Here is a 23,960-nt window from a genome sequence, read left to right on the forward strand (position 1 = left end):
GTCTCCACAAAAAGTTGCATCCAAGCATACTACCCAAGCGAGGTGCCCCGCGCAATCGGCGTCACGCCTGCAGGCTCAGCGCGCCACCTTGAACACGCTGAACACCTCGCTCAGGCGCTGCGCCTGTTCGTTCATCGCCCCCGCCGCCGCCGCCTGCTCGACCAGGGCCGCGTTCTGCTGGGTCGCATCGTCCATGCCGGCGATGGCGCGGTTGACCTGGCCGATGCCTGCCTGCTGGTGCTCGCTGGCGCCGGCGATCTCGCCGATGATGCCGTTCACGCGGTCGACGCTGGCGACGATTTCCTGCATCGTGCTGCCGGCCTGGCGCACCAGTTCGGCCCCGTCATCCACCTTGCGCATGGAATCGTCGATCAGGCTGCGCACTTCCCTGGCCGCTGTCGCCGAGCGCTGGGCCAGGGCCCGCACTTCGCCGGCGACGACCGCGAAGCCGCGGCCCTGTTCGCCGGCACGCGCTGCTTCGACCGCCGCGTTCAGCGCCAGGATATTGGTCTGGAAGGCGATGCCGTCGATCACGCCGATGATGTCGGCGATCTTGCGCGCCGAGCCGTGGATCGCATCCATGGTGTCGACCACGCGCCCGACCACCTGGCCGCCGCGCTGCGCGACCTCGCTGGCCGACGAGGCCAGGCTGCTGGCATGGCGCGCGTTGGCGGCATTCTGCTGCACCGCGCCGGTCAGTTCCTCCATCGTGGCCGCGGTTTCCTGCAGCGCGCCGGCCTGCTGCTCGGTGCGGCTCGACAGATCCTGGTTGCCGCTCGCGATCTGGGTCGAGGCGCTGGCGATGGTGCGGATGCCGGCATCGACTTCGCCGACGATGCCGGACAGGCTGTCGTTCATCTCGCGCAGGGCGCGCAGCAGCTGGGCAGTCTCATCCTTGCCGGTGGTGTCGATGACGGTGCTCAGGTCGCCGGCGGCCACCGTGCGCGCCAGCGTGACGGCGCGCTCGAGCGGGGTACGGATGCTGCGCGAGATCAGGTGTCCGGCCAGCATCAGCAGGCCGGACAGCAGGGCGGCGGCCAGCGAGAATCCGATCACGCGCGGCAGGAACACGGCGTCGACGGTGTCGTCGTAGACACCGGAGCCGATCACCCAGCCCCAGGCCGGCACCGCCGTCACGTAGGAGACCTTGGGGACCGGCTGCTCGCTGCCCGGCTTGGGCCACAGATAGCCGACGAAGCCGCTGCCCTGGCTTTTCGCGACCTCGACCATGACACGGAACAGCTGCAGGCCGTTGGGGTCGGCCATGTCGCCGACGTCCTTGCCTTCCAGCTTGGCGTTCGGGTGCATGAGCATGCGCGGCTGCATGTCGTTGACCCAGAAGTATTCCTTGCCGTTGTAATGCAGCGCGCGCAGCGTTTCGAGGGCATCCTGCCTGGCCTGCTGCTCGGGCAGGGCGCCGCTGGCGGCCAGCTGCTGGTAGCGGTGGACGACGCCGCTGGCGACTTCCACGGCCTGGCGCACGGCCTGGCCGCGCTCATCCGAAATCAGTCGCCGTTCGGAGATGAGGAAAGCAGCGGCCACGGCGGCGGTGCCGAGGCCGGTGATGAGGGTGAGGAGCCCCAGTTTCCTCGCGATGGACAGGCTGGAAAATACGTTCATCTAGTTTGAAGGAGAGCGCAAGCCCCGTCATGGCGGCGGAGACGTTCGCTTCCAGCAAAATCGCGCTAGATAACGAACAGATAATTACTTAGTATAGCAAGTGAACTTGTTGCTGCGCGGAAATTTAACGAAATTATCGAAATTCTTCCTGAAGACGCAACAATGTTAAGCTAAGCCCCATTTCACTCGACCTCGGCCGCCCATGATCATCGTCCACCACCTGAACAACTCCCGATCCCAGCGTATCCTGTGGCTGCTGGAGGAACTCGGCCTGGAATACGAGATCAAAAAGTACCAGCGCGACCCGAAGACCATGTTGGCGCCGCCCGAACTGCGCGCCGTGCACCCGCTCGGCAAATCGCCCGTCATCCAGGACGGCGACACCATCGTCGCCGAATCGGGCGCCATCGTCGAATACCTGGTCGGGCGCTACGGCGACGGCCGCCTGGAACCGAAGCCCGGTACGCCCGAGCGCCTGCGCTACAGCTATTACATGCACTACGCTGAAGGTTCGGCGATGCCGCCGCTGCTGATGAAACTGGTGTTCGACCGCGTCGAGAGCACGCCCGCGCCCTTCTTCGTGCGCCCGATCGCGCGCGCGATTGCGAAGAAGGTCAAGGACAGCTTCGTGCTGCCGCAGATCCGCCAGCACCTGGCCTTCCTCGAGGGCGAGCTCGCCGGCCGCGCCTGGTTTGCCGGCGACGATTTCTCGGCGGCCGACATCCAGATCAGCTTCCCGCTGGAGGCCGCCGCCTCGCGTGGCGGACTCGATGCGCAATACCCGAAACTGAGCGCCTTCCTCGAACGCATCCATGCGCGCCCGGCCTACCGGCGCGCGCTCGAACGGGGCGGGCAATACGATTTCGTGAAATGAAACTCCTCGCCATCGATGGCCTGAACATCGTCCGCCGGGTCTACGAAGCCAGCCCCGAACCGGACTCCGACCTGAAGGCGAGCATCGCCCTGCGTCACGCCTTCTCGTCCTTCCGCAACGTGCTGGAAGCGCATGCGCCGACCCACGTGCTGGCGGCCTTCGACTACGGCGGCCAGACCTGGCGCCACGCCCTGTATCCGCGCTACCGCGAGGGCCGCGCGCCGATGCCGCCGGACCTGCGCAATGCGCTGCCGGCCTTCCACGAGCGCCTGCGCGAGGCCGGCCTGCACGTGCTGATGATTCCCGAGGTCGAGGCCGACGACGTGATCGCCACCGGCGTCATGCGCTGGCTGTCGGAAGGACGCGGCGATGCCGTCGTCGCCACCACCGACAAGGACTTGCACGCGCTGATCGCCCACGGCGCCCTGGTGTGGGACCATTTCAAGGGCGAGTGGCACGACGACGCCTGGGTGCGCAACAAGTTCGGGGTCGCGCCCGAGCGCCTGCACGATCTGCTGGCGCTGATGGGCGACCCGACCGACGGCGTGCCCGGTGTATCGAAGATCGGCATGAAGACCGCGGCGCGCCTGCTGAACGCCTACGGCGACCTGGACGCCGTGATGGCCGGCGCCGGCATCCTCAAGACGCCGCTGGGCGAGCGCCTGCGCGCCGAGCGCGAGATCCTCGCCATCTCGCGCCGGCTGGTGGAGCTGAAGACCGACGTGAAGCTTGGGGTGAGCTGGAAGATGCTCGCCTACGACGCCTTCTGAACAAACAAGGAAACAGGAAAAAGCGATGCTCAAGGCAGTGATTGTCGACTCGAATGCGATCTCGCGCGGCCTGCTCAACACCGTGCTGATGGACGCTGGCTACGAGGTGGTCGGCCACACCCATACCAGCCACGGCGGCTGGCTGCTGGCGCAGAAGCACCATCCGCACATCTTCTGCATCGCGCGCGAGCAGGTGGAAGACGGCAGCGACGTGGTCGAGCAGCTGCGCGCCAAGCTGCCGAAAACCCTGATCTTCATGGTGTCCGGCACGCTCGACGCGGCGGCCGTGCAGGGGGCGCTGGCGCGCGGCGTGCAGGGCTTCATCGTCAAGCCCTTCAAGGCCGACGCCGTGCTGCGCACGATCCGCAATACCGTACTGGCCGTGGTCAAGCAGCACCGGGGTGCTTGATCGCAAAGAACTGTGGTGTTTGCGGGATTTTGGCAGAAATAGAAGGAAGGTTCCGTATTTCCATGTTGACCTGTGGAAATTATGGCCTCACAATCGGATAAGTCCACAATTCAATCAAATTCGTCAATTTTGACGACCTCCCCCATGCCACGTTCTACTATCTGCCAGTCGCGCGAAGCTGAACGGCTCGACGCGCTACGCAAACTGAACCTGCTCGACACCCCGCCGAGCGAAGCTTTCGACCGCATCACCCGCATGGCGGCCCAGCTGTTCCAGTTGCCGGTGGCCGCGGTCTCGCTCACGGACACCGACCGTCAGTGGTTCAAGTCGCGCGTCGGCGTCGAGCACAACACGATTCCGCGCATGCAGGCGCCCTGCGCCCAGGTCGCCGAGGAGGGCGAGATGCTGGTCATCAATGACCTGCGCGAGGATGCGCATTACCGCGACAGCCTGCTGGCCGCTTCCGGCGTGCGCTTCTATGCGGGCGCTCCGCTGATGACCAACGACGGCTACTGCCTGGGCGCGATGTGCGTGCTGGGCGCGGAGCCGCGCCAGATCAGCGAAGCCGAACGCGCGTCCCTGCGCGACATGGCGGCGATGGTGATGGCGCAGATCGAGCTGCAGCACGCACTGGGCCGGGTCGACCCGCTCAGCGGCCTGCCGAACCGTAACCAGTTCATCGACGACTTCGGCGACCTGACGCTGGACCGCCCGCACGGCGAGCAGCGGGTGGCGGCCCTGATCAACCTGGCCAGCCCGGAGCAGCTCAGCAATGCGATGCGGGCGATGGGCGCCACCTATCTCGACGAGATCGTCGGCGAAGCGGTGCGCATGCTGCGCGCCAGCGTCGGCCGCTCGAGCACCGTGTACCACATCACCGCGACCGAATTCGCCTTCATCGCGCCGCCGGGCACCACCTGCGACGATTTCGGCGAGGCCCTGCACGCGCTGCTGCAGCGGCGCGCGGAGTCCGTCACCTCGCGCTTCGTGACCACCGCCAGCATCGGCGTGGCCCACTTCGAGGTCGGCATCACCGCCAGCGGCGACCTGCTGCGCAACCTGCACTCGGCCGCCCAGCATGCCAGCGAGAGCGATCTCGGGGTGTCGGTGTTTTCGGCCGAGCAGGACGCGGTCCACCGCCGCCATTTCCTGCTGATTAACGAGTACGGCGCGGCGCTGGAAAGCGAAGGCCAGCTGCGCCTGGTGTACCAGCCCAAGATCGACCTGGCGAGCGGCGCCTGCATCGGCGCCGAAGCCCTGCTGCGCTGGACCCATCCGACCTTCGGCGAAGTCTCGCCGGGCGAATTCATTCCGATCATCGAGCGGACCTCGATGGTGCGCGAGACCACCCACCGGGTGCTGGAGATGGCGCTGCGCCAGCTGGCCGCCTGGCGCCTACAAGGCATCGAGCTGGAAGTGGCGGTGAACGTGTCGGCGGTGAACCTGCAGGAGCCGGACTTCTGCGAGCGCGTGGTGGACGGCCTGCGCGCCCATGGCCTGCCGGCCTCCAGCCTGGCGCTGGAGATCACGGAAAGCACGCTGATGAAGAATCCGCGCCTGGCCGAGACCACGCTGAACGCGCTGGCCGCCGCCGGCGTGCAGCTGGCGATCGACGACTTCGGCACCGGCTATTCGAGCCTGGCCTACCTGCAAAGCCTGCCGGCCGAAGTGGTCAAGATCGACCAGTCGTTTGTCCGCAACCTCGAAGACGACGAACGCAAGCGCGCGCTGGTGTCGGCCATGATCAAGCTGTCGCACGACCTCGGGCACCGCGTGGTGGCCGAGGGCGTCGAAACCCTGGCAGTCGTGGAGTTGCTGAAAGAGGCGGGCTGCGACCAGGCGCAGGGTTACTGGTATGCGCGGCCGCTGGGGCCGCAGGCATTCATGACGTGGTTCGCGGCGCGGGACCAGGCCCTTGCGGCCTGACCCCGGGCTGGATCAGAACTCTTCCCAATCCGCAGCCGTCGCCACCGGCTCCTTGCGCGCTGCCGGCCGGGCGATCTGCACCGGCTGCGGCGCCACTACCCGCTTGACCGGGGCGGCCGGTTTGACCGCCTTGACCGGCGCCGGCGACACCGCCTGTGCCGCGGCATCGAGGCGGAACACACTGACCGCCTGCGCCAGGCGTGCCGCCTGATCCTGCATCGCTTCCGCCGCCGCCGAGGTCTGCTCGACCAGCGCGGCGTTCTGCTGCGTCACTTCGTCCATCTGCGTGATCGCCTGGTTGATCTGCTCGATGCCGCCGCTCTGCTCGGCGCTGGCGGCGCTGATCTCCGTCATGATGTCGGTCACGCGGCGCACGCTGTCGACGATCTCGCGCATGGTGCTGCCGGCATCGCCGACCAGCTTGCTGCCGGTTTCGACCTTGCCGGTCGAGTCGACGATCAGCGCCTTGATCTCGCGTGCCGCCGCCGCCGAGCGCTGGGCCAGGTTGCGCACCTCGCCCGCCACCACCGCGAAGCCGCGGCCCTGCTCGCCGGCGCGCGCCGCTTCGACCGCCGCGTTCAGCGCCAGGATATTGGTCTGGAAGGCGATGCCGTCGATGACGCCGATGATGTCCGCGATCTTGCCGGACGCATCGTGGATATCGCGCATGGTGTCGACCACCTGCTCGATCACGGCGCCGCCGCGCGCCGCCACGTTCGATGCCGATTCCGCCAGCATGTTGGCCTGGCGGGCATTGTCGGCATTCTGCTTGACGGTCGAGGTCAGCTCTTCCATCGAGGACGCGGTCTCTTCCAGCGAGCCGGCCTGCTGCTCGGTGCGCGAGGACAGGTCCATGCTGCCGGCCGCCACTTCGCTCGAGGCGGTGGCGATGGTCTCGGTGCCGCTGCGTACGGTGTGCACGGTGCGCGCCAGGCTTTCGTTCATCGCCTTCAGGGCGCGCAGCAGCTGGCCCATCTCGTCGCGGCTGGTGACTTCGATGCGGCTGGTCAGGTCGCCGGCGGCGACGGTATTCGCCACCTCCAGCGCCTGCGCGACCGGGCGGGTGATCGAGGACGAGATGGCCCAGGCGATGGCGCCGGCCAGCGCCAGGATCGCCACGCCGAGGCCGGCCATCAGCAGGCGGGTGCTGGCATAGGTGGCCTCGGCCTGCGCGCCCGCCTCGGCGATGGCTGCCTTCTGGGCCTTGAGCTGCTCGTTCAGCCCCTTCTTGTAGGCCAGCAGCAGCGGGCGGAAGGCATCGTTCAGGTAAGCCTTGGCGCCCTCGATGTCGCCGGCGTCGACGCGCTTGAGCAGCTCGTCCTGGTCGCGCACGAACTTGATGTTGTTCTCGACCGTCTCGTTGTAGCGATCGCGTTCGGCAGCGTCCGTGAGGACGCCCTTGGCCTGGTCCAGGAGGGTCTGGATCGCCTGACGCGCCTTCATGACGTTGGCGGTCTGCAGTTTGCGGTCGGCCGGATCGTCGTTGAGCATCAGGTTGCGCAGCGCGATCGAAACGTTGTTGACTTCGTTGAGGACCGAGGTGACCGCGTCGATCTTCGGCATGCGCTGCTGCACGATGTCCCGGGTGCTACGGTTGACATGGTCGAGCGTGGCCTGGCTGAGTACGAGCACGACGATCAGCATGGCGCACATGACGCCAAAGCCCAGCGCAAGACGCGTGCGCAGTTTGAAGTTACTGAGATTCATAATTCAATGGGGAATGGAGGAAGTAAAACATGGCCGCGACGGAGCGCGCGGCCGTGAGGGGGGATTGCGGTCAGGCCGCGGTGCGCGCGGCGGCCAGCAGGCCCATGTCTTCGGAGCTGAGCAGCTTGTCGATGTCGAGCAGGATCAGCATGCGTTCGCCGAGGGTGCCCAGGCCCTGCAGGTACTCGGCGGCGACGCTGGCGCCCAGTTCCGGGGCCGGCTTGATCTGGTCGGGGGTGAGGGTCACCACATCCGACACGCTGTCCACCACCATGCCGATCGTGTGGCCATTGATGTTCAGGACGATCACCACCGTGAACGCGTCATAGGTCGGGTTGCCGACATTGAACTTGATGCGCATGTCCACGATCGGCACGATGATGCCGCGCAGGTTGACCACGCCCTTCAGGTAGTCCGGCGCGCTGGCGATGCGGGTCACGTTGTCGTAGCCGCGGATTTCCTGGACCTTGAGGATGCTGAGCGCATACTCTTCGCCGCCCAGCCGGAACGACAGCACTTCTGTCGTGTTGTTGACGATACCTTCAGCCATTTACTACTCCCTGTTTTCTTCGATCATTTTTGCCGTGCGGCAACTTTAGTGAAGATTACGGCATTTCGGCGGGGAGTTCGATGGAGAAATGACAAGCGGGGGCAAATTTGTGGGAATTTAGGAGAGGATGCAACAGTCCGTGCCGCACGCGGGCTTGTAAACGTCATTCCCGCGGAAGCGGGAACCCATGCTGAAGTGGCTAAAGAGGCTCAGTATGGATTCCCGCCTGCGCGGGAACGACGTCAGGCGGCGCTGGCCGTATCGATAATCCCGCCGCCCAGGCAGACATCGCCGTCATACAGCACCGCCGATTGTCCCGGCGTCACCGCCCACTGCGGCTCGTCGAAGCGCAGGCTGAAGCGGTCCAGGCCCTCGGCCGCCACCGTGCACGGCACGTCGGCCTGGCGGTAGCGGGTCTTGGCCGACAGCGCTTGCGGCGCAGGCGCTTCGCCGGCGATCCAGCTGGCCTGGCCGGCGCCCAGTTCGGCGGACAGCAGCCACGGGTGGTCGTGGCCCTGCACGATGTACAGGGTATTGCTGGCGATGTCCTTGCGCGCCACGAACCACGGCTCGCTGGTGCCGTCCGCGTTCTTGTGCGACTTCAGGCCGCCGATGCCGATGCCCTTGCGCTGGCCCAGCGTGTAGAAGGACAGGCCGACGTGCTGGCCGACCGTCTGGCCGTTGTCCAGCTTGATCGGGCCCGGCTTGTGCTGCAGGTAGCGGCCCAGGAATTCGCGGAAGGGGCGCTCGCCGATGAAGCAGATGCCGGTCGAATCCTTCTTGGCCGCGTTCGGCAGCTGCAGCTTCTCGGCGATCTTGCGGACTTCGGTCTTGGCGATCTCGCCCAGCGGGAACAGCGACTTCGATAACTGCGCCTGGTTCAGGCGGTGCAGGAAGTAGCTCTGGTCCTTGGTGTGGTCCAGCGCCTTGAGCAGTTCGAACTTGCCGTTGCCCTGGTTCTGGCGCACGCGCGCATAGTGGCCGGTCGCGATCAGGTCGGCGCCCAGCTTCATGGCGTGGTCGAGGAAGGCCTTGAACTTGATCTCGGCGTTGCACAGCACGTCCGGGTTCGGCGTGCGGCCGGCCTGGTACTCGCGCAGGAACTCCGCGAACACGCGGTCCTTGTATTCGGCGGCAAAGTTGACGGCTTCGATGTCCACGCCGACCACGTCGGCCACGCTGGCCGCGTCGATCCAGTCCTGGCGCGTGGAGCAGTATTCGGAATCGTCGTCGTCTTCCCAGTTCTTCATGAACAGGCCGACGACTTCATAGCCTTGTTCTTTCAACATCCAGGCCGCGACCGAGGAGTCGACGCCGCCCGACATCCCGATCACGACTTTTTTCTTTGTCATTTTACTTAGGTTACGTCCGGTTGAATGGCCAATCCGCCGTGGAAGACGGAAGTGTCCGTATAAAGCAGGTCCAGCGAGGTGCGCTTGCCGGCCAGGTAATCGTCCACGCATTTCAGCACGATCGGGCTGCGGTGGCGCTCCTGGCAGGCCGCGATCTCGTCGCGCGTCATCCACATGGTACGCAGGATGCCGTGGTCGAGCGGCTGGTCGTATTCCTTGCCGGGCTTGCCGCAGAAGGTGAAGCGCAGGTAGGTGATGTCGGTGCCGCGCGACTTCGAGTGGTAGCGCGACATGTACATGCCGACCAGCCCGGTTGGGATGAATTCGAGCGCGCTTTCTTCCAGTGCCTCGCGCACGACCGCCTGTTCGAGCGACTCGTTCGGATCGAGGTGGCCGGCCGGCTGGTTCAGTTTGATGCCGTCGCTGGTTTCCTCTTCGATCAGCAGGAAGCGGCCGTCATCGCGCTCGATGATGGCGGCGACGGTCACTGATGGTCTGAAGGTATGGGTCATGCGCGTCCTTGGAAATGTGCCGACATTCTACCTTGATGAAAAGGTCGTTGCTTGCACGCACGCTGCATTGCAACAGTTCTGGCCGGTCTTTTCGCTTGATTTGATACAAAAAATGGTGGGATATCCCTAGGTCTGCAACACGTTGGGCAGGAAAATTGCCGATCTGTTTACGAAATACCACTGATCTGTATTGACTGCGCTTATTGCACCGTGTTGCGTGCTAGATTGTAGACAGTTTATCAATTTTACGGAGGCATGATGAAGATTGGTGTGCCGGCCGAGTCCAGGCCAGGTGAAACACGCGTCGCCGCAACCCCCGAAACCGTCAAGAAGCTGGCGGCCCAGCACGAGGTGATCGTGCAGGCCGGCGCCGGCCTGCATGCTTCCGTGATTGATGACGCTTATGCCGCCGCCGGCGCCCGCATCGGCAGCGCCGCCGAAGCCTTCGGCGCGGAGCTGGTGCTGAAGGTGCGCGCCCCGAACGCCGACGAGCGCAGCCTGATGCGGCCGGGCGCGCTCCTGGTCGGCATGCTTAATCCCTTCGATACCGACAACCTGGCCGCCATGGCCGACAGGCGCCTGACCGCCTTCGCCCTCGAAGCCGCGCCGCGCATCACGCGTGCGCAGTCGATGGACGTGCTGTCGTCGCAGGCGAACATTGCCGGCTACAAGGCCGTGATGCTGGCCGCGAACGCCTACCAGCGTTTCATGCCGATGCTGATGACGGCGGCCGGCACCGTGAAGGCGGCGCGGGTGTTGATCATGGGCGTCGGCGTGGCCGGCCTGCAGGCGATCGCCACCGCCAAGCGCCTGGGCGCCGTGATCGAAGCCTCCGACGTCCGGCCCCCGGTCAAGGAGCAGGTCGAATCGCTGGGCGCCAAGTTCATCGACGTGCCTTTCATGACCGACGAGGAGCGCGAGATCGCACAGGGCGTGGGTGGCTATGCGCGGCCGATGCCGGCCGACTGGATGCGCCGCCAGGCCGAGCTGGTGCACGAGCGCGCCAGGCTCGCCGACATCATCGTGACCACCGCGCTGATCCCCGGCCGCAAGGCGCCGGTGCTGATCTCGGAGGATACGGTGCGCGCCATGAAGCCCGGTTCGGTGATCGTCGACATGGCGATCGAGCAGGGCGGCAACTGCCCGCTGACGGAACTGGGCAAGACGGTGGTCAAGCACGGCGTCACCATCATCGGCGAGCCGAACCTGCCGGCGCTGGTGGCGGCCGACGCATCGAGCCTGTACGCGCGCAACGTGCTCGACTTCCTGAAACTCATCGTCGACAAGGAAGGCAAGCTGGCCATCGACCGCGAGGACGAGATCGTGCGCGCGGTGATGCTGTGCGCCGACGGCGAAGTGCTCAGGAAATAACACCCGACACGTCATTCCCGCGAAAGCGGGAATCCATGCTGAGGCAATGTTGCACGCGAGGTATGGATTCCCGCCTCCGAGGGAATGACGACCTCAATGGAAGGAGAGAAAGAGTATGGAAATCAGTCACACGATCATCAACCTGATCATCTTCGTGCTGGCGATCTACGTCGGCTACCACGTGGTGTGGACCGTCACGCCGGCCCTGCACACGCCGCTGATGGCGGTGACGAATGCGGTGTCGGCCATCATCATCGTCGGCGCCATGCTGGCGGCCGGCCTGACCGAGGGCATCACCGGGCAGGTGGCCGGCACGCTGGCGGTGGCGCTGGCCGCCGTCAACGTGTTCGGTGGCTTCCTGGTCACCCAGCGCATGCTGGAGATGTTCAAGAAGAAGGAGCCGAAGGCGGCGCGCGATGCGAAAACGGCCGCCGGCGCTCGCGAGAAGGAGGCCGCATGAACATGATCAGCATGAATGTGGTGACGCTGCTGTATCTGGTGGCGTCGGTGTGCTTCATCCAGGCGCTGAAGGGCTTGTCCTCGCCGTCGACGGCCCGCATGGGCAATGTGTTCGGCATGAGCGGGATGGCGATCGCGGTCCTCACGACCATCGCCCTGATGTTCAAATTGAAGGAGCAGATCCAGACCGGCGGCATGGGTTTCGGCCTGGTGCTGCTGGGCGTGGTGGTGGGCGGCGCGATCGGCGCGGTTGCCGCGCGCCGGGTCGAGATGACCAAGATGCCGGAGCTGGTGGCGGCGATGCACTCGCTGATCGGCCTGGCCGCGGTGTGCATCGCGATTGCCGCGGTGTCCGAGCCGTGGGCCTTCAACATCGCCGAACGCGGTGCCGCGCTCCCCTTCGGCAACCGGCTGGAACTGTTCATCGGTACTTTTGTGGGCGCCGTGACCTTCTCCGGTTCCGTGATCGCCTTCGGCAAGCTGGCAGGCAAGTACAAATTCCGCCTGTTCCAGGGCGCGCCGGTGCGCTATCCGGGCCAGCACCTGATCAACCTGCTGGTAGCGATCGCCATCATCGCGCTGGGCCTGGTGTTCTGTTTCTCGGACGGCGCCGCGCCGGCCTGGACGCCCTACATCGTGATGGCCGTGCTGTCGTTCGTGCTGGGGGTACTCATCATCATCCCGATCGGCGGCGCCGACATGCCGGTAGTGGTGTCGATGCTGAACTCCTATTCGGGCTGGGCGGCGGCCGGCATCGGCTTCTCGCTGAATAACTCGATGCTGATCATCGCCGGTTCGCTGGTGGGCTCGAGCGGCGCCATCCTCTCGTACATCATGTGCAAGGCGATGAACCGCTCCTTCTTCAACGTGATCCTGGGCGGTTTCGGCGGCGAGGCGGCCAGCGGCGATGCCGGCGGCGCGAAGGAGCAGCGCTCCGTCAAATCCGGTTTGCCGGAAGACGCCGCCTTCATCCTGCAGAACGCGGAATCCGTGATCATCGTGCCGGGCTACGGCCTGGCGGTGGCGCGCGCCCAGCACACGGTGAAGGAACTGGTCGACAAGCTGACCGCACACGGCGTCACGGTGCGCTATGCGATCCACCCTGTCGCGGGCCGCATGCCCGGCCACATGAACGTGCTGCTGGCCGAGGCCGAGGTGCCCTACGACCAGGTGGCGGAAATGGAAGACATCAATGGCGAATTCGGCCAGACCGACGTGGTGCTGGTGCTGGGCGCGAACGACGTGGTAAACCCGGCGGCCAAGGACCCGAAATCGCCGATCGCCGGCATGCCGATCCTGGAGGCCTATAAAGCCAAGAGCATCATCGTCAACAAGCGCTCGATGGCCTCGGGGTATGCGGGGCTGGACAATGATCTGTTCTATCAGCCGAACACGATGATGGTGTTCGGGGATGCGAAGAAGGTGATCGAGGCTATGGTGAAGGCGGTGGAGTGAACGGTAATCGTGGGCTCGGGGAGCCCACCCTACGATGACGGTAGGGTGGGCACCCCGTGCCCACGTCAGCGCGGAGTCAACGCCGGCCGAACATCATCAATTCCGCCAGCAGCATCCTGGCCGGCTTGACCGTATCCAGCGCCGCCAGCGCCAACCCGAACACCGACTGCAGCGGCCCGGTACCGGCAAACACGCGCGCCATCGTGTCGGTGGCGCGGATCACCATGTTGCGGTCGCCCTCGCGCTCGGCGGCGAAGCGGTCGACCGCGGCCGGCGTCATCTCGCGCGCCAGCAGCCTTGCCAGCACGGCGGCATCGCGCAGGCCCAGGTTCAGGCCCTGGCCAGCCACCGGGTGCAGGGTCTGGGCCGCATTCCCGATCGCCACCGTGCGCGCGCTGGCGCGTGGGTCGGCGTTCAGGCCGAGCGGGAAGGCCACGCGCGGCGAGACCCTGGTGAAGCGGCCCAGCCGCTCGCCAAAGGCTTCGCCCAGCTCGTGCAAGAAGGCGTCTTCGCCCAGGTCCAGCAGGCGCTGGGCGCGTTCGGGCTGCACGCACCACACCAGCGCATACTGGTGGCCGTCGCCACCTTCCTGCGGCAGCAGGGCCAGCGGACCTTCATCGGTGAAGCGCTCGAAGGCGCGGTGCGCGCGCGGGCTGCTGACGCTGACGCGCGCGATGACGGCGGTCTGGCCGTAGTCGCGGGTGTTGGTTTTATCGGGCTGCTCGCCGAACACGCCGCCCTCGGCCTGCACCGCGATCTTCGCCTGCAAGGTGCGGCCGTCGTCCAGCTGCAGCCGCACGCCCTGCGGCGATTCTTCCATGCCGCTCACGCGCAGGGGCCGCAGCACCTGGACGCCGGCGCGTTCGCAGGCGCGGGCGAGGGCGTCGACCACATCGCCGTAGCGTGCCACGTAACCCAGCGCTTCGAGATCGTGTTCGTCGCGGTCCATCAGGCTGCGGCCCAGGTGGCCGCGGCGCGAGACGTGGATCTGGTGGATGGCGGTGCTTGCGGCGCCAATGCCGGGCCAGGCGCCCACTTCTTCGAGCAGCAGGCGGCTGCCCCAGGCCAGCGCGATCGAGCGCGGGTCCGAGATCGCCTGGCCCAGGGACTTGCCGTCGATGAGGACGATGCGTTGGCCCGGCACGCCGCGCCGTGCCAGCAGGGCGGCCAGCGCCATGCCGACCGGACCGGCGCCGCAGATGGCGACGTCGGCGTCCAGCGTTTCCTCGATCTTCGTATGCTCGCTCATGCTCCCTTTCCCACCAATGCTTCGATCTCTTCCACAGCCTTCGGCGCCGCCGAAGTCAGAATGCGGCAGCCATCGTCGGTGACGACCACGTCGTCTTCGATGCGGATGCCGATGTGCCAGTATTCCTCCGGCACGCCTTCCATCGGACGCACGTAGATGCCCGGTTCCACCGTCAGCACCATGCCCGGCGCCAGCGGCCGCGATGGCTTGTCAAGCTGCGTCAGGTCGCGGTAGGCGCCGACGTCGTGCACGTCCATGCCCAGCCAGTGGCCGGTGCCGTGCATGTAGAAGGGTACATGGGCTTTCGCGGCAATGGCGTCCTCTACAGTGGCATGGGTCCCGGCCGGGATCAGGCCAAGGTCCAGCATGCCCTGCACCAGCACGCGCAGCGCCGCTTCGTGGAAGGCGCTGTAGGGACGTCCGGGGGCAATCGCCGCGAAGGCCGCGTCCTGGGCCGCCAGCACCAGTTCATACAGGGTGCGCTGGGCCGGGCTGAAGCGGCCATTCACCGGGAAGGTGCGGGTGATGTCCGAGGCGTAGCCATCGAGTTCGCAGCCGGCATCGATCAGCACCAGTTCGCCGTCCTGCATCAGGCGGTCGTTGACGTTGTAGTGCAGGACGCAGGCGTTGGGACCGGAGGCGACGATCGGCGTGTAGGCCGGGAACTGGGCGCCGTTGCGGCGGAATTCGTAGAGCAGCTCCGCTTCCAGCGCGTATTCGTGCAGGCCGGGACGGGCGGCGCGCATCGCGCGGGCGTGGGCGTTGCCGGAGATGTCGCCGGCGCGCTGCATGAGCGCCAGTTCGTCCGCATCCTTGATGAGGCGCATCTCGTCCAGCAGCGGCAGCAGGTCGTGGAAGGCGGAAGGGGCGGTGACGCCGCTGCGCGAGCGGGCGCGCACGGCCTTGATCCAGCCGGCCACCTGGGCATCCAGCGCGGCGTTCGACGCGGTGGCGTAGTACAGCGCGGATGCATCGGCCAGCAGGTCGGGCAGGCGGGTATCCAGTTCGGCAATGGGCCAGGCTTCGTCCACGCCGAAGGCTGAACGGGCGGCTTCGGGGCCGTAGCGATAACCATCCCAGATCTCGCGCTCGACGTTCTTCTCGCGGCAGAACAGGATCGAACGCGCGGGCCGCTCGCCGCTACCGGCCACCAGTACCAGCACGCTTTCCGGCTCCGTGAAGCCGGTCAGGTAATAGAAATAGCTGTCGTGGCGGTAGGGGTAGTCGCTGTCGCTGTTGCGCGGAACTTCCGGGGCGGTCGGCAGCACGGCCACCGCGCCCGGCAGCATTTGCGCGGCCAGGCGCGCACGGCGTGCTGCAAAATTGGTCATGGCTTGGCTTTGGCGGAATAGGGTGCGTTGAGTTCCTCGAGCTGGCGCATGGTGCCGACGTTGACCCACTCGCCGGTGTAGATTTCGCCGCCGACGCGGCCCTGTTCGATGAACTGGCGCATGAGCGGGCCGAATTTCAGGAACTCGCCAGCCTTGATGCCGTCGAACATTTCAGGACGGTAGACGCCGATGCCGGCGAAATTCCACTTCGGCGCACCTTCGTTCGACAGCGTGTACATGGTCAGGCCAAAGTCCCCTTCCGGGTTGTGCCAGGGATTCGGCGTCAGGTACAGCCAGGCGATATCCCGCTTGTCGACGGGGATCGGCTGGCCGACGGCGTCGTTGTCCGGCAGCGCATCGAGTACCTGTTCGAAGTCGAAGTAGGGCGCGTAGATGTCGCCGGACACTGCCACGAAGGGTTCCTTGCCCAGCAGGTGCAGGGCATTCGCGATGCCGCCCGCGGTTTCCAGCGGGGTCGGTTCGTGCGAATAGACGATGCGCGCGCCATAGCGGCTGCCGTCGCCCAGTTCTTCCTCGATCATGTGGCCGAGGTGGGAGTGGTTGATGACGATGTCCCGGATGCCGGCGCGGACCAGGTTCATCACGTGGTAGGTGATGAGCGGGCGGCCACGCACCTTGACCAGGGGCTTGGGCATGGTGTCCGTCAGCGGACGCATACGCTCGCCGCGGCCGGCGGCGAAGATCATGGCTTTCATGCGTTCGGTCCGGGAATCAGAAGGTGTAGCCGACCGACGGTGCCTTGTCCTCGAAGGCATCGAGCAGGCGCAGCAGCGGTTTGAGTTCGGTGTAGCGGTTGGCGGTCTTGCGCACGTAGTCCATCACGGTCGGCAGGTCGCCCAGGTAGTGCGGCTTGCCGTCGCGGTAGTTCAGGCGGCAGAAGATGCCGAGGATCTTCAGGTGGCGCTGCAGGGCCATGTATTCGAAGTCGCGGTAGAAGGCGTCGATGTCCGGATTGACCGGCAGGCCGACCTGCTTGGCGCTTTGCCAGTAACGCACGACCCAGTCGAGCACGAATTCCTCGTCCCACTGGATGTAGGCGTCGCGCATCAGCGAGGCCAGATCGTAGGTGATGGGGCCGTACACGGCGTCCTGGAAGTCCAGCACGCCCGGATTGCCCTGGTCGAGGAACATCAGGTTGCGGGAATGGAAATCGCGGTGCATGAACACCTGCTGCTGGGCCAGCACGTTGGCGCAGATGGCTTCGAACACCTTGTCCAGCTTGGCCTTCTGGGCGTCGCTCATCTCGACGCCGAGGTGGCGGCCGATGAACCATTCCGGGAACAGGTTCATTTCGCGCAGCACGAAGGCGCGGTCGAACTCCGGCAGCACGCCGGGCTGGCTGGACAGCTGGAACTTGATCAGGGCATCGACCGCGTCCGAGTACATGAAGGAGGCGTTGTCGACGTCCAGGCGCTGCAGGTAGGTGGTGGTGCCGAGGTCGGACAGCAGCAGGAAGCCGTCTTCGACCTTGCGGGCGACGATGGCCGGCACCGTCACGCCGGCGTCGAACAGCAAGCCGTCGACGTGGATAAAGGCCGGCACGTTTTCGCGTTCCGGCGGGGCGTCCATGGCGATCAGGGTGTCGCCCAGCTTGGCGCGTAGCGCCGGAACAACATCGAGCCGGAAGTAACGGCGGAAGCTGGCATCGGCCGAGGCAGGGCGCAGGCTCCCGACCTCGACCAGGTCCAGAGTGCCCAGCCATGCGGTCAGCTGGGCCAGGCGGGCATCCTTGTCGATGGGGGCGGGAGTGTGTTGAGACAGAGAAGACATGAAGCGTCCCGGTGAATCCGGTTGATGAAAGGAATTCCCATATAATAAGGGATTCAATCCAAAAAATCGCCCTCTATGGTGCAACGCGATCTTTCATGAGCTGGATTACGGCCCTTCCTTTCCCGCCGCGGCGCGCCGCTGCCTTCTCCGCCCTCGTCGCCGTGGCCACGGGGCCGTTGTACGCGCAGACCGCCCCGACGGCACCGCGCAACGACGACGACCAGCCCACGACCATGCGTGCCGAGGAGTTCAGCGGTCGCCCCGACCGTGAACTGAACATGTTCCGCAACGTCGAGGTCACGCGCGGCGCCACCGGCATCACCGCCGATACCGCCTGCTTCCGCCAGGTCGAAGACGAGGTCACGGCCCAGGGCCACATCAACATGTGGCGTTTCGGCGACCGCTACAAGGGCGACGCGCTGCAGCTGAACCTGGAAACCGGCAAGGGCTGGGTGCTGAACCCGGCCTACCATTTGCAGATGAACAACGGCCAGGGCAAGGCCGCGCGCATCGACTTCCTGGGCGAGAACCAGGCCCTGGTGCTGGACGGCACCTACAGCACCTGCGAAGGCCCGGATCCGGACTGGTACCTGAAATCCAGCACCCTGAACCTGGACAACGGCCGCGACGTCGGCACCGCCGGCAAGACCGTCATCTATTTCAAGGACGTGCCCATCGTCGGCCTGCCGGCGATGTCGTTCTCGCTGTCCGGCGCGCGCCGCTCCGGCTGGCTGCCGCCTTCGATCGGCACCGGTTCCAAGGGCGCCGCCGAGGTCATGGTGCCGTACTACGTCAACATCGCGCCGAACCGCGACCTGACCCTGTACCCGCGCTATATCTTCAACCGCGGCCTGCAGATGGGCGCCACCGGCCGCTACATCGGCGAAACCGAGCGCGGCCCCTACAGCGGCGAGACCCACCTCGAGGTGCTGCCGAACGACCGCGTGGCCAAGCGCGACCGCTGGTGGATCGACACCCTGCACAGCCAGGTGCTGGCGCCGGGCTGGAGCTACGGCTGGAACGCGCACGCCGCGTCCGACAACGAATACCCGTCCGACTTCTCGCGCACGGTGGCGGCCAGCGCCGAGCGCCAGCTGCTGCGCGAGCTGCGCACCGACTACTGGGGTCATTACTGGAGCGTGAATGCGCGCGTCCAGAGCTACCAGGTGCTGCAGGACCCGGCGTCGCAGGACCCGAACAACCCGAACGCCGCCGCGCTGCGCGTGCCGCGTCCGTATGACCGCTTGCCGCAGATTAATTTCCACGCTGGCCGCTACGACGTGCTGGGCGGCTTCGACTGGTCGGCGGACGCCGAACTGGTGCGTTTCTCGCACCCGGACGACACCCTGGTGCAGGGCAACCGCGCCAACCTGGTCGGCCAGCTCAGCTATCCGATCGTGCGCCCGGGCTGGTTCTTCACGCCCAAGGCGATCGTGCACGCGACCCAGTACGACCTGGACAACAACGTCGATCCGACAACGAAGGAGCAGCGCAACCGGATTTCGCGCGTGCTGCCGACGCTGTCGCTGGACACCGGCCTGATCTTCGAGCGCCAGAGCGGCCTGTTCGGCGAGAATTCGACCCAGACCCTGGAGCCGCGCCTGTTCTACGTGCGTACCCCGTACAAGGACCAGAGCGCGATCCCGAACTTCGATACCGCGGTGGCCGGCTTCAACTACGCCCAGCTGTTCACCGAAAACCGCTTCGTCGGCGCCGACCGCGTGTCGGACGCCAACCAGCTGACGGCGGCCGTGGTCTCGCGCTTCATCGAGCCCAACGGCGCCGAGCGCCTGCGCCTGGTGGTGGGCAGCCGCTACTACTTCAGCGACCCGCGGGTCGAGCCGCGCGTGCGCCTGAATCCCTCCGAAGCGCCGGAAGTCACGCGCTCGGACGCGCTGCTGGCGGCATCGGGCCGCATTTCCGAAGCCTGGAGCTTCGACAGCGGCGTACAATACGATGCGCAGAGCCGCAGCATGTACAGCATGAACTACGGGGTGCAGTGGAATCCGGCGCCGATGAAGGTCATGAACCTGGAGTACCGCTACCAGCGCGATACCTTCGGCCTTGCCAGCGGTTTCAGGAATGCCGACGTGTCGGGCCAGTGGCCGTTGTCGCGGCGCTGGTATGGCGTGGCGCGCGCCAGCTACTCGCTGCGCGACCGCAAGCTGCTCGAGGGCCTGGTCGGCCTCGAATACAAGGCGGACTGCTGGGTGTTCCGGATGGGCGCGCAGCGCTTCGTGACCGCGCTGCAGACGACCTCGACGCCGATCTTCTTCCAGCTCGAGCTCAACGGCCTGTCGCGCCTGGGCATCGGCAATCCGATCGAAACCTTTAACAAGAGCATCCCGGGCTATACCCGGCTGAACACCAATGTCGGCCGCCCTTGAGCGTCTGGCCATGGACAACTAGAAACCCTGAAATGAGTGCTTCCCTGAATATGCGTACCACCCGTTTGCATCAAGTCAAGCTGGCCGCAGTGCTCCTGTGCGCCATCGCAGCCGGCGACGTCCTGGCCCAGGCCGCTCCGGCCGCTCCGGCAGCGAAGCCGGCCGCTGCGCCGACCACTGGTTTCCTGCCGCCGGCATCCAGCTCTGCCAAGGTCATCGACTCCGTGTATGTGATCGTCAACGACGAAGTCATCACCAAGCGTGAAGTCGACAACCGCGTCAATGAAATCGCGGCGCGCCTGCGTGCGCAGAACGCCCAGCTGCCCGATCCGGAAGACCTGCGCCGCCAGGTGGTCGAGGCCATGATCACCGAGCGCGCCCAGCTCCAGCTGGGCAAGGAATACGGCGTGCGCGTCTCCGACATCGAACTCGACCGCGCCATCGGCCGCATCGCCGAATCGCAGAAGATGAGCGTGCAGGAAATGCGCAACCAGATGGAAAAAGAGGGCATGACCTTCGCCCAGTTCCGCGAGCAGATCCGCAACGAAATCATCCTGCAGCGCCTGATCGACCACGAAGTCGACGCCAAGATCCAGGTGTCGGATGCCGAGATCGACACCTACCTGGCCGCCGAGAAGGCCGCCGCCGCCGACCGCGTCGAACTGGACCTGTCGCAGATCCTGGTGCGTCTCCCGGAAAATCCCTCGCCCGAGCAGATCGCGGCGCGCAAGGCGCGTGCCGACGAGGTCGCGCGCCAGCTGCGCACCGGTGCCGACTACGCCAAGATGGCGGCCACCTATTCCGACGCACCGGACGCCCTGCAGGGCGGCGCGATCGGCTGGCGCGATCCGAACCGCCTGCCGACCACCTTCGCGACCGAGCTGCTGAAGCTGAAGCCGGGCCAGGTGACGCCGGTCATCCGCACCAACCTCGGTTTCTACATCCTGAAGGTCAACAACGTGCGCAAGCCGCAAGTCGAGCAGCAGGAACAGGCCGCGGCGGCCGTGCAGCAGACCCACGCCCGCCATATCCTGCTGAAGATCACCCCGACCCAGACCGAAGCGGAGGCACGCAAGAAGCTGCAGGACTTCAAGGCCCGCATCGAAAGCAAACAGGCGACGTTCGAAGACCTGGCGCGCCAGAATTCGCAGGACAGCTACGCCTCGAAGGGCGGCGACATGGGCTGGGTCGAGCCGGGCGACGTGCCGGACGAACTGGCAGCGGCCATCAACGGACTGCAGCCGGGCCAGATCTCGGACCCGGTCAAGTCGCCGTTCGGCGTGCACATCGTGCAGGTGGTCGAGCGCAAGACCGAAGACGCCTCGAAGGACAAGGAACGCGCCATGGCGCGCCAGGTGCTCACCGAGCGTAAGCGCCAGGAAGCGATGGAAGACTGGGCCCGCCAGGTCCGCGACCGCGCCTACGTCGAGTTCCGCGAGGACAAGTAAGCAATGACCGCTCCGGGCCCACGTCCCACGCTGGCGGTCACGGTCGGTGAGCCGGCCGGGATCGGTCCGGAAATCGCGATCCGCGCCGCCTGGCTTCTCCGCGAGCAGGCCAGGTGCGTGCTGGTCGGCGACGCCGCGTACCTGGCGATGACGGCCAGCCTGATCGACCCGGCCATCCGCCTGTCGGCGCTGTCCACCATGGCGCTGCGCCACAGCGGCCTGCCGCACTTCGGCCCCACCACGATTCCCGTGATCGACGTGCCGCTCGACGCCCATGTGGTGCCGGGCCAGCTCGACGCCAACAACGGCCGTGCCGTGCTGGCCACGCTCGACCTCGCCATCGAGGGCTGCCAGGCCGGCTGGTTCGACGCCATCGTCACCGCGCCGCTGCAGAAGAGCACCATCAACGACGCCGGCATCGCCTTTTCCGGCCACACCGAATACCTGGCCGAGAAGACCGGCACGCCGAAGGTGGTGATGATGCTGGCTGGCGCATTGCAAGCGCAATCCTCGGAGCAGGAGCAGCCCTACCTGCGCGTGGCGCTGGCCACCACCCATCTGCCCCTGAAAGACGTGCCGGCCGCGATCACGCGCGAGACCCTGGACCAGGTGCTGGACATCCTGCACGCCGACCTGCGGAACAAATTCGGCATCGCTGCGCCGCGCATCCTGGTCACCGGCCTGAATCCGCACGCCGGCGAAAACGGCTACCTGGGCCGCGAAGAAATCGACACGATCACACCGGCACTGCAGGCGGCGCAGGCGCGCGGCATCGATGCGCGCGGCCCGTATCCGGCCGACACCCTGTTCCAGCCCAAGTACCTGCAGGACGCCGACGCCGTCCTGGCGATGTACCACGACCAGGGCCTGCCGGTGCTCAAGCACGCCACCTTCGGGCGCGGCGTGAACATCACCCTGGGCCTGCCCCTGATCCGCACCTCGGTCGACCACGGCACCGCCCTCGACCTGGCCGCGCAAGGCCTCGGCCTGGCCGACAGCGGCAGCATGGAGGAGGCGATCCGCGTCGCCCTGTCCATGGTCCGCGCCCAGGCATCCACATAAAGACAATATGAAACACGTAGCCCGCAAGCGCTTCGGCCAGAACTTCCTGACCGATGCCCACGTCCTCAGCGACATCATCGATGCCATCGGCCCGCGCCGTGGCGAGACCATGGTCGAAATCGGCCCCGGCCTGGCAGCCATGACCGCGCTGCTGCTCAAGGAGCTCGACCACATGCACGTGGTGGAACTCGACCGCGACCTGGTGGCGCGCCTGGAGAAAGCCTATCCGCGCGAACGCCTGACCGTCCACTCCGGCGACGCCCTGAAGTTCGACTTCGGCAGCATCCCGGTCCCGGAAGGGAAGAAGCTGCGCGTGGTCGGCAACCTGCCGTACAACATCTCCAGCCCGCTGCTGTTCCACCTGGCGGATTTCGCCCACCTGGTCGAGGACCAGCACTTCATGCTGCAAAAAGAAGTGGTCGAGCGCATGGTGGCCGAACCGGGCACCAAGGCCTACAGCCGCCTGTCCGTGATGCTGCAATGGCGCTACGACATGGCGATGCTGTTCGTGGTGCCGCCGACCGCCTTCGATCCGCCGCCGCAGGTGGATTCGGCGATCGTGCGCATGGTCCCGACCAGGCACCAGCTGCCGGCCGATGCCGCGATGCTGGAAGCGGTGGTGACCAAGGCCTTCTCGCAGCGGCGTAAAGTGATCCGCAACTGCGTGGCCGGCATGTTCACCGAGCAGCAGCTGGTGGAAGCCGGCATCGATCCGGGCGCGCGCCCGGAGGCGGTGGGACTGGCGCAGTATGTGGCGCTGGCCAATATCCTCAAGCCCGTCCAGTAAACTACAACTTCCCTTCCCAATAACGGCGCGCGCCGTCGAATGCGCGTGCGCCGATCTTTCTCCCTGCTTCCTGCCCGGCCGAGCCGGCCGCCTCGAAACGGCTGTCGCCGGAAAAACGCCTGATCACCTCGGCCGCCGCGGCACCCAGGCTGCCCTGGATCGCCAGCGCGCCGGCATCCGCCAGTGCGTTGGCGAGCGCGAAGAACAGGCGCACGTCCTGGTCGTCGCTGTAGCCGTCGTGTTCGGAGAGCAGGTGGGCCGGCAGGAACCAGCGGCCCGGCGCCGGCTCGACCACCGGCAGCCGCGGCTCGAACCCATCCTTGTTGGGCATGTCGAAGACGCTGCCGACCAGGCCGCCAACCCGGCCCACACCCTGCTGCCGGCAGAAGGCGCGCATGGCGGCAGCCTGGCTGCGGCCGATGCCTGCCGGGCTCAGCGGACCGCCACCGGCCGCCGGGTCCAGACCCAGCCCGTCCATCCAGGCTGCGAAGCTGCCTGCCTGTGCCGGGAACAGCTCGGACAGCAGCCGGCAGGCGGCGTGGTTCATGGCGCCGGTCTTGCTGGCCGCACTGCGTTCGGCCAGCGGCAGCCGGACGGCGACGCCGTGTGCGGTCTGGCGCGCCGTGTCGTCGTAGGCGGCCCAGGCGTTATACATGCAGGTGTGCAGGACCGCCAGCGCCCGCGCTGCCTGCGGCGGGCCGGGTTGGGCGTGGCGGATCGCCTGCAAGGCTTGCCGGTTCCAGCCAAGCACGGTACCGGCCATGCTGGCCGCCGCATCCAGTTTTAGAAAGTTCTCCCGCCTCATGTCGCCTCCGCATTTTGTGCCGCCGTCGAGTATGGCGAGCACAGCCAGGCAGGCTGTTGAGCGTTCTCAGGCGTATGGGGCTTGAATACGGGCGA

Annotated in this window: 21 protein-coding genes; 11 read left to right on the forward strand and 10 right to left on the reverse strand. The window is 66.3% G+C overall.

Going from position 1 to position 23,960, the window contains the following annotated elements; translation table 11 throughout:
- Positions 1-75: 75 nt before the first annotated feature.
- Complete coding sequence (locus NX782_RS26440; protein WP_308633099.1) at positions 76-1,620, reverse strand: methyl-accepting chemotaxis protein; 1,545 nt, start codon at positions 1,618-1,620, stop codon at positions 76-78.
- Between the two features lie 202 nt (positions 1,621-1,822).
- Between NX782_RS26440 and NX782_RS23490 the strand changes: the two genes are divergently transcribed.
- From NX782_RS23490 to NX782_RS23505, 4 genes are all read left to right on the forward strand, one after another.
- A complete protein-coding gene (locus tag NX782_RS23490; RefSeq protein WP_258847923.1) occupies positions 1,823-2,494 on the forward strand; it encodes a glutathione S-transferase in 672 nt (223 codons plus the stop codon).
- Positions 2,491-3,264: a 5'-3' exonuclease gene (locus tag NX782_RS23495; RefSeq protein ID WP_258847924.1), complete on the forward strand. Its 774-nt coding sequence runs from the start codon at positions 2,491-2,493 to the stop codon at positions 3,262-3,264. Before NX782_RS23490 ends, NX782_RS23495 begins: the two co-directional genes overlap by 4 nt.
- Before the next feature lie 25 nt (positions 3,265-3,289).
- A complete protein-coding gene (locus NX782_RS23500; RefSeq protein ID WP_258847925.1) occupies positions 3,290-3,673 on the forward strand; it encodes an ANTAR domain-containing response regulator in 384 nt (127 codons plus the stop codon).
- Between the two features lie 144 nt (positions 3,674-3,817).
- Complete coding sequence (locus tag NX782_RS23505) at positions 3,818-5,599, forward strand: sensor domain-containing phosphodiesterase (protein WP_258847926.1); 1,782 nt, start codon at positions 3,818-3,820, stop codon at positions 5,597-5,599.
- Between the two features lie 12 nt (positions 5,600-5,611).
- Here NX782_RS23505 and NX782_RS23510 read toward each other — a convergent pair whose 3' ends face one another.
- From NX782_RS23510 to NX782_RS23525, 4 genes are all read right to left on the reverse strand, one after another.
- Entirely contained in the window at positions 5,612-7,306 is a 1,695-nt protein-coding gene (locus NX782_RS23510; RefSeq protein WP_258847927.1) for a methyl-accepting chemotaxis protein, read from the reverse strand.
- A gap of 70 nt (positions 7,307-7,376) precedes the next feature.
- A complete protein-coding gene (locus tag NX782_RS23515) occupies positions 7,377-7,856 on the reverse strand; it encodes a chemotaxis protein CheW (protein ID WP_258847928.1) in 480 nt (159 codons plus the stop codon).
- A 242-nt stretch (positions 7,857-8,098) separates the two neighbouring features.
- A complete protein-coding gene (mnmA, locus tag NX782_RS23520) occupies positions 8,099-9,208 on the reverse strand; it encodes a tRNA 2-thiouridine(34) synthase MnmA (RefSeq protein WP_258847929.1) in 1,110 nt (369 codons plus the stop codon).
- A 5-nt stretch (positions 9,209-9,213) separates the two neighbouring features.
- The gene (locus NX782_RS23525) at positions 9,214-9,720 is read right to left on the reverse strand and encodes an NUDIX hydrolase (RefSeq protein WP_258847930.1); all 507 of its coding nucleotides are present in this window, start codon (positions 9,718-9,720) and stop codon (positions 9,214-9,216) included.
- A gap of 258 nt (positions 9,721-9,978) precedes the next feature.
- On the opposite strand from NX782_RS23525, the gene NX782_RS23530 reads away from it, so the two are divergent.
- From NX782_RS23530 to NX782_RS23540, 3 genes are all read left to right on the forward strand, one after another.
- Positions 9,979-11,091, forward strand: a complete 1,113-nt coding sequence (locus NX782_RS23530) for a Re/Si-specific NAD(P)(+) transhydrogenase subunit alpha (RefSeq protein WP_258847943.1) — start codon at positions 9,979-9,981, stop codon at positions 11,089-11,091.
- Between the two features lie 115 nt (positions 11,092-11,206).
- Complete coding sequence (locus NX782_RS23535) at positions 11,207-11,551, forward strand: NAD(P) transhydrogenase subunit alpha part 2 (RefSeq protein WP_258847931.1); 345 nt, start codon at positions 11,207-11,209, stop codon at positions 11,549-11,551.
- A complete protein-coding gene (locus NX782_RS23540; protein ID WP_258847932.1) occupies positions 11,548-13,005 on the forward strand; it encodes an NAD(P)(+) transhydrogenase (Re/Si-specific) subunit beta in 1,458 nt (485 codons plus the stop codon). Before NX782_RS23535 ends, NX782_RS23540 begins: the two co-directional genes overlap by 4 nt.
- 76 nt (positions 13,006-13,081) lie before the next feature.
- Here the strand turns inward: NX782_RS23540 and NX782_RS23545 are convergent, their stop codons facing one another.
- From NX782_RS23545 to NX782_RS23560, 4 genes are read right to left on the reverse strand one after another with little or no spacing between them, the layout of a single operon-like run.
- Positions 13,082-14,254 carry a UbiH/UbiF/VisC/COQ6 family ubiquinone biosynthesis hydroxylase gene (locus NX782_RS23545; RefSeq protein ID WP_258847933.1) on the reverse strand — a complete coding sequence of 391 codons (1,173 nt, stop codon included), beginning with the start codon at positions 14,252-14,254 and terminating at the stop codon, positions 13,082-13,084.
- The gene (gene pepP, locus NX782_RS23550; RefSeq protein ID WP_258847934.1) at positions 14,251-15,585 is read right to left on the reverse strand and encodes a Xaa-Pro aminopeptidase; all 1,335 of its coding nucleotides are present in this window, start codon (positions 15,583-15,585) and stop codon (positions 14,251-14,253) included. The genes NX782_RS23545 and pepP overlap by 4 nt, the downstream gene beginning before the upstream one ends.
- On the reverse strand, positions 15,582-16,301 hold the full coding sequence (gene murU, locus NX782_RS23555) for an N-acetylmuramate alpha-1-phosphate uridylyltransferase MurU (RefSeq protein WP_258847935.1): 720 nt from the start codon (positions 16,299-16,301) through the stop codon (positions 15,582-15,584). The genes pepP and murU overlap by 4 nt, the downstream gene beginning before the upstream one ends.
- Positions 16,302-16,317: 16 nt before the next feature.
- Positions 16,318-17,376 (reverse strand): aminoglycoside phosphotransferase family protein, encoded by a 1,059-nt coding sequence (locus tag NX782_RS23560; RefSeq protein WP_258847936.1) that lies wholly within the window; start codon positions 17,374-17,376, stop codon positions 16,318-16,320.
- Positions 17,377-17,471: 95 nt separating this feature from the next.
- On the opposite strand from NX782_RS23560, the gene NX782_RS23565 reads away from it, so the two are divergent.
- From NX782_RS23565 to rsmA, 4 genes are read left to right on the forward strand one after another with little or no spacing between them, the layout of a single operon-like run.
- A complete protein-coding gene (locus NX782_RS23565; protein WP_258847937.1) occupies positions 17,472-19,763 on the forward strand; it encodes an LPS-assembly protein LptD in 2,292 nt (763 codons plus the stop codon).
- 32 nt (positions 19,764-19,795) lie between these two features.
- Positions 19,796-21,211 carry a peptidylprolyl isomerase gene (locus NX782_RS23570; protein WP_258847938.1) on the forward strand — a complete coding sequence of 472 codons (1,416 nt, stop codon included), beginning with the start codon at positions 19,796-19,798 and terminating at the stop codon, positions 21,209-21,211.
- A 3-nt stretch (positions 21,212-21,214) separates the two neighbouring features.
- Positions 21,215-22,273, forward strand: a complete 1,059-nt coding sequence (gene pdxA, locus NX782_RS23575) for a 4-hydroxythreonine-4-phosphate dehydrogenase PdxA (RefSeq protein ID WP_258847939.1) — start codon at positions 21,215-21,217, stop codon at positions 22,271-22,273.
- Between the two features lie 7 nt (positions 22,274-22,280).
- Positions 22,281-23,060, forward strand: coding sequence for a 16S rRNA (adenine(1518)-N(6)/adenine(1519)-N(6))-dimethyltransferase RsmA (rsmA, locus tag NX782_RS23580; RefSeq protein ID WP_258847940.1), 780 nt, complete (start codon positions 22,281-22,283; stop codon positions 23,058-23,060).
- 1 nt (position 23,061) lies between these two features.
- Here the strand turns inward: rsmA and NX782_RS23585 are convergent, their stop codons facing one another.
- Complete coding sequence (locus NX782_RS23585) at positions 23,062-23,865, reverse strand: DUF6851 domain-containing protein (RefSeq protein ID WP_258847941.1); 804 nt, start codon at positions 23,863-23,865, stop codon at positions 23,062-23,064.
- Positions 23,866-23,960 lie beyond the last annotated feature (95 nt).

The sequence above is a fragment of the Massilia norwichensis genome (assembly GCF_024753245.1).
GTDB classification, from domain to species: domain Bacteria; phylum Pseudomonadota; class Gammaproteobacteria; order Burkholderiales; family Burkholderiaceae_D; genus Telluria; species Telluria norwichensis.

What these genes read in the sequence shown, in the direction of transcription:
- NX782_RS23515 (WP_258847928.1), bottom strand. Translation starts at nt 7,856, where the DNA reads ATGGCTGAAGGTATCGTCAACAACACGACAGAAGTGCTGTCGTTCCGG.
- NX782_RS23505 (WP_258847926.1), top strand. Translation starts at nt 3,818, where the DNA reads ATGCCACGTTCTACTATCTGCCAGTCGCGCGAAGCTGAACGGCTCGAC.
- NX782_RS23490 (WP_258847923.1), top strand. Translation starts at nt 1,823, where the DNA reads ATGATCATCGTCCACCACCTGAACAACTCCCGATCCCAGCGTATCCTG.
- NX782_RS23540 (WP_258847932.1), top strand. Translation starts at nt 11,548, where the DNA reads ATGAACATGATCAGCATGAATGTGGTGACGCTGCTGTATCTGGTGGCG.
- pepP (WP_258847934.1), bottom strand. Translation starts at nt 15,585, where the DNA reads ATGACCAATTTTGCAGCACGCCGTGCGCGCCTGGCCGCGCAAATGCTG.
- NX782_RS23545 (WP_258847933.1), bottom strand. Translation starts at nt 14,254, where the DNA reads ATGAGCGAGCATACGAAGATCGAGGAAACGCTGGACGCCGACGTCGCC.
- NX782_RS23525 (WP_258847930.1), bottom strand. Translation starts at nt 9,720, where the DNA reads ATGACCCATACCTTCAGACCATCAGTGACCGTCGCCGCCATCATCGAG.
- NX782_RS23565 (WP_258847937.1), top strand. Translation starts at nt 17,472, where the DNA reads ATGAGCTGGATTACGGCCCTTCCTTTCCCGCCGCGGCGCGCCGCTGCC.
- pdxA (WP_258847939.1), top strand. Translation starts at nt 21,215, where the DNA reads ATGACCGCTCCGGGCCCACGTCCCACGCTGGCGGTCACGGTCGGTGAG.
- mnmA (WP_258847929.1), bottom strand. Translation starts at nt 9,208, where the DNA reads ATGACAAAGAAAAAAGTCGTGATCGGGATGTCGGGCGGCGTCGACTCC.
- NX782_RS23585 (WP_258847941.1), bottom strand. Translation starts at nt 23,865, where the DNA reads ATGAGGCGGGAGAACTTTCTAAAACTGGATGCGGCGGCCAGCATGGCC.
- murU (WP_258847935.1), bottom strand. Translation starts at nt 16,301, where the DNA reads ATGAAAGCCATGATCTTCGCCGCCGGCCGCGGCGAGCGTATGCGTCCG.
- NX782_RS23570 (WP_258847938.1), top strand. Translation starts at nt 19,796, where the DNA reads ATGAGTGCTTCCCTGAATATGCGTACCACCCGTTTGCATCAAGTCAAG.
- NX782_RS23500 (WP_258847925.1), top strand. Translation starts at nt 3,290, where the DNA reads ATGCTCAAGGCAGTGATTGTCGACTCGAATGCGATCTCGCGCGGCCTG.
- NX782_RS23495 (WP_258847924.1), top strand. Translation starts at nt 2,491, where the DNA reads ATGAAACTCCTCGCCATCGATGGCCTGAACATCGTCCGCCGGGTCTAC.
- NX782_RS23530 (WP_258847943.1), top strand. Translation starts at nt 9,979, where the DNA reads ATGAAGATTGGTGTGCCGGCCGAGTCCAGGCCAGGTGAAACACGCGTC.
- NX782_RS26440 (WP_308633099.1), bottom strand. Translation starts at nt 1,620, where the DNA reads ATGAACGTATTTTCCAGCCTGTCCATCGCGAGGAAACTGGGGCTCCTC.
- NX782_RS23510 (WP_258847927.1), bottom strand. Translation starts at nt 7,306, where the DNA reads ATGAATCTCAGTAACTTCAAACTGCGCACGCGTCTTGCGCTGGGCTTT.
- NX782_RS23560 (WP_258847936.1), bottom strand. Translation starts at nt 17,376, where the DNA reads ATGTCTTCTCTGTCTCAACACACTCCCGCCCCCATCGACAAGGATGCC.
- NX782_RS23535 (WP_258847931.1), top strand. Translation starts at nt 11,207, where the DNA reads ATGGAAATCAGTCACACGATCATCAACCTGATCATCTTCGTGCTGGCG.
- rsmA (WP_258847940.1), top strand. Translation starts at nt 22,281, where the DNA reads ATGAAACACGTAGCCCGCAAGCGCTTCGGCCAGAACTTCCTGACCGAT.